Source organism: Frondihabitans sp. GW821-FHT04F02 (genome assembly GCF_059420045.1).
Window position 1 is genome coordinate 267,881 of record NZ_JBWKSZ010000005.1, and the last position, 7,161, is coordinate 275,041.

Consider the following 7,161-nt stretch of genomic DNA (forward strand, 5'->3'; position numbering starts at 1 on the left):
CAGAGCTTGACTACATGGTTTCGTTGTGAAAGCACGTACCGCACTCAGACTCGGTCGAAGGACCTCAATAGGAAGGGGACCTTCATGATCGGTCTCGTCATCAGCCTCATCATCATCGGCCTCATCGCTGGGTTCCTTGCCCGCGCAATAGTTCCGGGACGACAGCACATGTCCATCCCGATGACGATCCTTCTCGGGATCATTGGCTCCTTCGTGGGAGGGTTCTTGGGCTACCTGATTTTCCACCACGACGCCAACAACGGTTTCTTCCAGCCCGCCGGGATTATCGGCTCTATCATCGGGTCGATCATCGTCCTGCTGATCTGGACCCGTTTCGCCGGCCGCCGCGGCGCCAACCGCTAACCCGCAAAAGTTCTCGGTCACCTCTGCGTCCGGCCCTGTCGAGGCCTTCTGTCACGCCCATGAGCGACACACAGGACTCCACCCCGGACGGTTCCACGAATATCTCCGAGGAGCAGAAGAGACGCACCGACGAACTCAGTGACGGCTCCCCCACCGGGAACGCACCAAAGACCCCAACCAGGACAGCGACACCACGTCTGGTGGGGACCCCGAATAACCCCCGCGCCACCAGCGCAACACCACGAACCACCGAGGACACAAGGAGACCCGGCCATGAGTGACTCCCCGAACACCGACCCCGACCTCACCAAAGACGTACCGGCAGACACCGCCCCGGATGACGCTCAGCAGGAAGCACCGGAAGTTGAGGTGACCACACCTGACGAGGTCAACCCGGACGACGGCACCGATGACGACGACGCCCCCGTCGGCAACCCCGCCGGCTGACACCGGCAGCAACAGTGAGGCGGGTCACACCGGAAGGTGTGGCCCGCTTCGCTGTTGGTGCTAGGTGCTGGTTATTCGTTGCCGATCCTGCTGTCGGCGGCGCCGGCCCCGTCGATCTTGTCGTCGAATTTGCCGCCGGTCTTGTCGGAGATGGCGTCTTCGGCTTTGCCGATGCCGGTGTCGCTGGCCTGCTCGCCCTTGTCACTGTTCAGGGCGTCTTTGGCGTTGTCCAGTAGTCCCATTGTGGTTTCCCTCCGGTGGTGCTCACCAGTCGTGAGCTGACACCATTCGACTCCCCGAGAGCAGCTTCCGGCCAAGGCGCTTATTGCTGATTTCTTCGGCGATGAGGCCCAAAGGCACGGAACCCGCCTACTAATGGGTATTCACGCGCAGGACAACAGAAATGGACATGTCATGAGCACCGTTCCTCCCAACGAGCCTTCCGGTTCGCCGTTGTATGACCAGAGCGGCTTTGAACCGCCGTTGACACCCGCCGCGGGAGCCCATTCCGCTGGCATCAATTCATCCGACACCGATTCGTCGACCAAAGACGCCGCTACTGCCAAGGCCGGTGCGGCGAAGGAGCAGGCAACGCAGGTCGCCGGTGATGCGAAAGAGGCCGCGTCGAACGTGACCGGCACCGCGAAGGAGCAGGCCGGGCAGGTCGCCTCTGAGGTAAAAACCCAGGCGAAGGACCTTTACGGGCAGGCGACGTCACAACTGAAAGAGCAGGCCGGCACCCAGTCGCAGAAAGTGTCCCAGGGGCTGCGTTCAGTCTCGGACGAGCTGTCGTCGATGGCGGAGAAATCGGACGGGAACGGGCTGGCGTCCGAACTGGTGCGGAACCTCTCCGGCCGTGCCGGATCGGCGGCAGCATGGCTTGATGGCCGCGACCCGGGTTCGCTCCTGGATGAGGTCAAGCAGTTCGCCGCCCGAAAGCCGGGAACGTTCATCGCGATCGCCGCTGGAGCGGGCCTTCTTGCCGGGCGCCTAACGAAGGCGCTGACGGCCGACGCCAAGTCGGACTCCCCAGCGCCTGCCGCCACGACGGATCCCGCTCACTCCCCCGTCACCCCGGAACCGGCCGCCGGTTACGAGCGCACCGCTACCCAGTTCGGGAACACCCCCGTCGACTCCAGCACCGTCCACGTCGCCCCGACACCGTCTTTCGATGACATCGTCAGCGAACGACCTTACGGTGAGCAGCGATGACGGACCCGAACATCACCCCGGAAGACAAAGCCGCCACCACCTCGCTCGGTGAGCTGCTGACCGGAGTGTCGAAGGATATCTCCACCCTGTTCCGCCAAGAGGTCGAGCTGGCGAAGGCCGAGCTGACCGAATCGGCCAAGAAGGCAGGTAAGGGCGCGGGCATGTTCGGCGGTGCCGGACTGACCGCACTCTTCGCCCTACTGTTCCTGTCGATCGCCGCCTGGTGGGGACTCGGATTCCTGCTGAACAACGCCCTTTCGGCCGTCGTGATCGCCGTGATCTACGCCATCGTCGCGCTGATCCTGTTCCTCCGCGGCAAGAAGGAACTCAAAGACATCAACGGAGCACCGAAGACGGTCGACTCCCTCAAGAAGATCCCCGAGACCGTGAAGCCGGGAGGCCACGCATGAGCAACGCAGCCAGCAGCAACGAGAAGAAGACCCCAGACCAGATCCGCGCCGAGATCGACGCCACCCGTGAGGGGCTCGGCTTCGACGTTGACGCCCTCGCCGACAAAGTGGACCCGTCCCAGGTCGCGCACCGGCAAGTGGAGAAGGTGAAGACCCGGTTCACGAACGCGAAAGAGTCCGTGTTCGGTGCCGTCCACGACAAAACCGGCACCGCGGGAGATGCCACAGACACCGCCAAGCAAGCGGGCCAGCAAGCCGTGGAGAAGGTCAAAGGCAACCCGCTCGCGGTGGGGCTTCTCGCGTTTGGTGCCGGCTGGCTGATCAGCTCCCTAATCCCCGCCACGGATAAAGAGCAAGACCTTGCCGTGCAGGTCAAGGAACAGGCTGCTCCGCTGGTGGACCAGGCCAAATCCGCCGCCCAGGACGTCGCCCAGAACCTCAAAGGCCCCGCCCAAGACGCTGCTGCCTCCCTCAAGGACACCGCGCAAGACGCCGCCAGCACAGTGAAGGACGAGGCACAGGGCGCCGCGGCCGATGTAAAGGACGCCGCTCAGGGGTCCGCCGAAGAGGTCAAAAACGCGTAACTGACCGCGCCATCTTGAAAGCCCCGCCGAGAGTTCCTTTGCCCGGCGGGGCTTCCCACGCACCACCTCCATCGAAGGTCCTTCCTTGCCGTTCTCATCTCGCCGGTCCCGCCGAACTCTGTTCCCGTCCTTCGTCCGGAACTTCGATCAGACGGTCGGTCGTCACGTCTACAGCGCACCCGTCCCCGCTGCCCTCGGCAGAGGCTTGTTCACCTTGTCATCCAATGCGGATAAGGGGGTGTTCTGGGTTGCCGTCGTTGTCGCCATCGCCCTCACCGGAACAAACGGGCGGGCGGCGGCCAGCCAGGGTGCCCTCTCTTTGATTGCCTCAACAACGTTGGCGAATTTGGCTGCGAAGAAGGCCGTGAAAGCACCACGGCCAAAGGGGCGGGCGTTGCGGCACAGACACCTGCATCGCACCCCGTCTAGCCCGTCGTTCCCATCCGGGCACACCGCAACTGCCGCCGCCCTCGCCACTGGCGTGTGGGTCGCGAATCCGAAACGTGGTCTCGTCATAACCGCTTTAGCGATTGCGGTGGGATATTCGCGCTTGTACGTCGGGGCTCACTGGTTCTCCGACGTCGCCACCGGAAATATTGTCGGCATCATCGTCGGGCTGCTTAGCAGAGAGATCCTGCCACCCAATCGGTCCTGACCAGAGGGTATCTGGCGCCGGACAAACTCGAAGCGCCGTGGTGCATCTCGGGTTAGGCGGTAGCGGAACGGGGCGCCGACCAGATGGGCCTCATGTCGTCTCGAAGCCAGACGCGGCTACCGAGCTGCACCGCAAGGGCGCTAACCCGTCCACGGTCAGCTCGACATCGCCGTCGCCTGCATACTGCGGTGGGAGCACCTGAAGGGAGCCGCGCAGTCACAGACGATCCGGGTGGTTGGGTCAGGGGTGCTCGCGCTCGTTAGGGCAGACCGCAGGCGTGGGGGTCCGTTCAGGCCGGGGTGCCGAACAGAGATAAGACGGAAAGACAGTGTGGCACCTCCTGTGCCACTATCTCCGGCGGCACCCCCGCCTACTAACTGCACTTTCAAGCCATTACCAGAACAGCTCCCCACCGCGAGGTCGGGAGCTGTTCTAGTGGTGTTTTCCCATGCGGTTACTTTTTGGTGCCGGACCGCTTTGCTGGCGTCTTCTTCGCCGGGGCCGCCGTGGGCGTAGCCTTTGCCGCGGTCTGCCCGGTGGGGCCGTAGAAGGCGTTGATTTCCTGGAGCTCCATGTCGGCGGTCTCCTGGATCAGGGCGAGGAGGTCCTTGTCGAGTCCGGGGGCGAACTCTTCGAGGCGCTCGTCCGAGATCCGCGAGGGCACGCCTTCGGGAGCCTGCTCGGTGGCGGTGAGGTCGGTGCCGTCCTTCGACGGCGACGGGCCGCGGAAGATCTTCGACGCCTCGCTCTTCCCGTCGAGGTCAAACGAGTACTGCTTGCTCTGCAAACCGAGGTCGACGAGCTTCTTCACCTCGGGGAACTTCTCGGCGTTCGTCTTCGGGATCGGCAGCAGTGTCTTCCAGTCGACGCCGAGCGTCTCGAGCGCCTTCGCGTAGGCGTTCTCGTGCGCCTGGTCGCGGACGATTAGGTAAGCCAGCGTGCCTCGGGCGGTGGCGTTGTCGGTCATCTCGTAGATACGGCACTTCTGTAGGCGGCCGGTCGACTCGAGCATTAGGTTGTACAGCAGGTCGAGCGGCAGGTTGCCCGAGTTGTAGACGTAGCTCCCCGACCATGGGTTACCGACGGAGTCGACCGGGAGTGCGCCCTGCGCGCCGACCAGGTAGTGGTGGATGTTTCCCGCACCTAGGGCGAGGTTAAGGGGAGTGGCGCCGCCGGATCCTGGGGTGTCGAGGGGGTCGGTGAGCTTGCCGGTGTACTCAGGCGATCCGTCGAGCAGGTGCGAGATGGTCGTGCCGATGAGCTCGACATGGCTAATCTCCTCGGTGCCGACGCCCTGGATGAGATCGCGGTAGGGCTTGGCGGCCGCCCCGCGGAAGTTCATGGCCTGGAACAGGTACTGCATCATCGTGCGCATCTCGCCGAACTGCCCGCCGAGGCCCTCCTGCAACGCGTTGGCGGCGGCGGGATCGGGCTCGCCGTCGGCGATCTCATTGATCCAGCTTTGAGCGTGGAAATACATGGAGCCTCCATCTTGAAATCGACGACACGATGCCATCCCTGACCACACTGCACCCCCACCCATGGCACGGCACAGGTTGTCCCACCGCTTACGTCAGCATTGGTCGCATCGCCGTGGCTTGGAAAAACCCTTTCCTTCGACGGCAGAGCTGCCGCTTCCGGCAGCGGGAACTTCCCATCAGGCCAAGCCCGGACGACGGACTTCGCCAACCGGACGGTGAGGAGAGCGACCTCTAGACCGTGACTTTCACTGCTCCCCCGGTTCATAGCAGTCACAAATAACATTTACGCCAAATGATGGACTATCGGTCGTGTGTGGGTCGACAGGGCAGTTGCACTGACTACCGGATGGTGTTAGCGACTGCCGGTGCGTCGAGACGTTCGCGCATAATCGGGACGGGTTGCGTCCACAGTGCGGCATCGAGGCGGGCGACTGCGAGAACGTCGTCGACCATTCCCGTGCGAATTCGGACGTGTCGATGACGCGCAGCCTGCCGGATACTGTCCCGGATCTCATCCACCGGTGTCGTCTCATCACACCGCATGACGCAGCACTCACACCCGATGGCCCGCTCCAGCATGAGCCTCGCGACGGCGTCGACGTTCATGGAATGAGTGTGCCCCCGCGCTGCCTTAAGGGCAAGAGTTTCCCTCCCCCGCGGCCCAGCGGGAAACGGCACCGCATGCGACTACCGGAACAGGCCGTCCGGTCCGGGTGCGCTGGCTTGTGCAGGCTCTGCACGAGCTGCCACACTCGGGCACGAACCAGGGCCGAAAAGCTCTGTCCAGCGCTCCCTACAGTTTTCGGGCGCGTTCAAGGATGGAAGCCTAAGTCTTCCCAGCCTGGCTCCGCCTGCAACGGAGTGCTGGACGCACTTGAGGGAGACTTGCGAGGCTGTGCCGGTAGTGCCAGCTTCGCGCCCATGAACGGTTGAACCTTTACCCCCGAGACCTCAGCGCCGCTGATCCGCCGCTCGCTCCTTATGGGAGCAGGCGGACTGTTCGTGGCCCCCAATTGTGACCCGGGGCCTAAAAGCCAGGTGGCATCCTGGCGGTTCCCCCGATATTCCGTGGAGTTCGGTTCGCCGTTTCCACGGTGGTCAACTAGGGCCAGTTTTGAGGCTGACAGCCTGCCTTTAGCCCCTCCGGAGCGGCCTTAGTATCTGAACGTGAGTTTCGACTTCTACGCCAAATGGCGCAAAGGCGAGTTCGTCTATGAGCTGAAGGACGACGGCTACGCGCTGCGCCTCGCGGAGACTTTCCGCAGCGAACACGTCGCCGTCACGGTGTTCGGCGAGAACGACATCACAGCAGTGGAAGCACGCCAAGGCGAAAATTGGGTTTACTTTCGCGTGAAAAGCGAGAGAGGCAACGTGGAGTTCCCCGCTATGGAGCCCTCGTCCCGAGCGATCATGCTCAGGTTGCGCAAGCGTGCGAAGTCGGACGCGCAAATCAAGGAGTCCGTCAGCCCATCCTCCCTGTGAACCAGCAATATTGCCACCGGCCATCGGTTGAGTTGGTCGCGTCGGCGTTGTCACAATGTGGCCGTGGACGGGGATAGCACCTACGAGCGGGAACCTGGCGTGCCCCGGGCCCGGATCGGTGCTTACCCAAAGGCTCAGCCGACTGGTCGGACGCGACGGCGACCAGCGGAGGTTGACATTAAGCCCTACTTTCGACGGCCCAACGATGGGCTCCCCTACGACAAGCTGATCGAGATTGCCGTGCAAGCGCTACAAAAAAATGACCAGACCGGCTAAGCCTGGTCGAGATCTGATGGTCAGAAAACGCATCGCCCACCGTTGACCCGCACGCAAGTCGAGAGTATTTTTTGCGTGCCGGCCTCGATCGCCCGGCAGGCACCCCGGCTGACGCGCCTTCCCCAGGTCCAGTGCAGCCGGGGTGCACCTGTCACTTAAGTAGAGCGCGCGGGTGGGGGGGGGGGGGGGGGGGGGGGGGGGGGGGGGGGGGGGGGGGGGGGGGGGGGGGGGGGGGGGGGGGGGGGGGGGGG

Annotated in this window: 10 protein-coding genes; 7 read left to right on the forward strand and 3 right to left on the reverse strand. The window is 63.6% G+C overall.

Translation table 11 applies throughout. The annotated features are described in order from the left end of the window. The first annotated feature begins 84 nt into the window (after positions 1–84). Positions 85–363, forward strand: a complete 279-nt coding sequence (locus tag AC07TY_RS15520) for a GlsB/YeaQ/YmgE family stress response membrane protein (RefSeq protein ID WP_494785902.1) — start codon at positions 85–87, stop codon at positions 361–363. Positions 364–636: 273 nt separating this feature from the next. Further along, positions 637–810 carry a hypothetical protein gene (locus AC07TY_RS15525; RefSeq protein WP_494785903.1) on the forward strand — a complete coding sequence of 58 codons (174 nt, stop codon included), beginning with the start codon at positions 637–639 and terminating at the stop codon, positions 808–810. A 71-nt stretch (positions 811–881) separates the two neighbouring features. Here AC07TY_RS15525 and AC07TY_RS15530 read toward each other — a convergent pair whose 3' ends face one another. After that, on the reverse strand, positions 882–1,052 hold the full coding sequence (locus tag AC07TY_RS15530) for an antitoxin (protein ID WP_494785904.1): 171 nt from the start codon (positions 1,050–1,052) through the stop codon (positions 882–884). Positions 1,053–1,224: 172 nt separating this feature from the next. Between AC07TY_RS15530 and AC07TY_RS15535 the strand changes: the two genes are divergently transcribed. From AC07TY_RS15535 to AC07TY_RS15550, 4 genes are all read left to right on the forward strand, one after another. Then, entirely contained in the window at positions 1,225–2,022 is a 798-nt protein-coding gene (locus AC07TY_RS15535; RefSeq protein ID WP_494785905.1) for a hypothetical protein, read from the forward strand. Beyond that, on the forward strand, positions 2,019–2,432 hold the full coding sequence (locus tag AC07TY_RS15540) for a phage holin family protein (protein ID WP_494785906.1): 414 nt from the start codon (positions 2,019–2,021) through the stop codon (positions 2,430–2,432). Before AC07TY_RS15535 ends, AC07TY_RS15540 begins: the two co-directional genes overlap by 4 nt. Then, positions 2,429–3,016, forward strand: coding sequence for a DUF3618 domain-containing protein (locus tag AC07TY_RS15545; protein ID WP_494785907.1), 588 nt, complete (start codon positions 2,429–2,431; stop codon positions 3,014–3,016). Before AC07TY_RS15540 ends, AC07TY_RS15545 begins: the two co-directional genes overlap by 4 nt. Before the next feature lie 214 nt (positions 3,017–3,230). Continuing rightward, a complete protein-coding gene (locus AC07TY_RS15550) occupies positions 3,231–3,671 on the forward strand; it encodes a phosphatase PAP2 family protein (protein WP_494785908.1) in 441 nt (146 codons plus the stop codon). A gap of 454 nt (positions 3,672–4,125) precedes the next feature. Here the strand turns inward: AC07TY_RS15550 and AC07TY_RS15555 are convergent, their stop codons facing one another. Together AC07TY_RS15555 and AC07TY_RS15560 are read right to left on the reverse strand one after the other, a co-directional pair. Further along, on the reverse strand, positions 4,126–5,151 hold the full coding sequence (locus AC07TY_RS15555; protein WP_494785909.1) for a manganese catalase family protein: 1,026 nt from the start codon (positions 5,149–5,151) through the stop codon (positions 4,126–4,128). A gap of 340 nt (positions 5,152–5,491) precedes the next feature. Continuing rightward, positions 5,492–5,758 (reverse strand): hypothetical protein, encoded by a 267-nt coding sequence (locus AC07TY_RS15560; protein WP_494785910.1) that lies wholly within the window; start codon positions 5,756–5,758, stop codon positions 5,492–5,494. Between the two features lie 561 nt (positions 5,759–6,319). Between AC07TY_RS15560 and AC07TY_RS15565 the strand changes: the two genes are divergently transcribed. Further along, positions 6,320–6,634 (forward strand): hypothetical protein, encoded by a 315-nt coding sequence (locus tag AC07TY_RS15565; protein WP_494785911.1) that lies wholly within the window; start codon positions 6,320–6,322, stop codon positions 6,632–6,634. Positions 6,635–7,161: the final 527 nt, after the last annotated feature.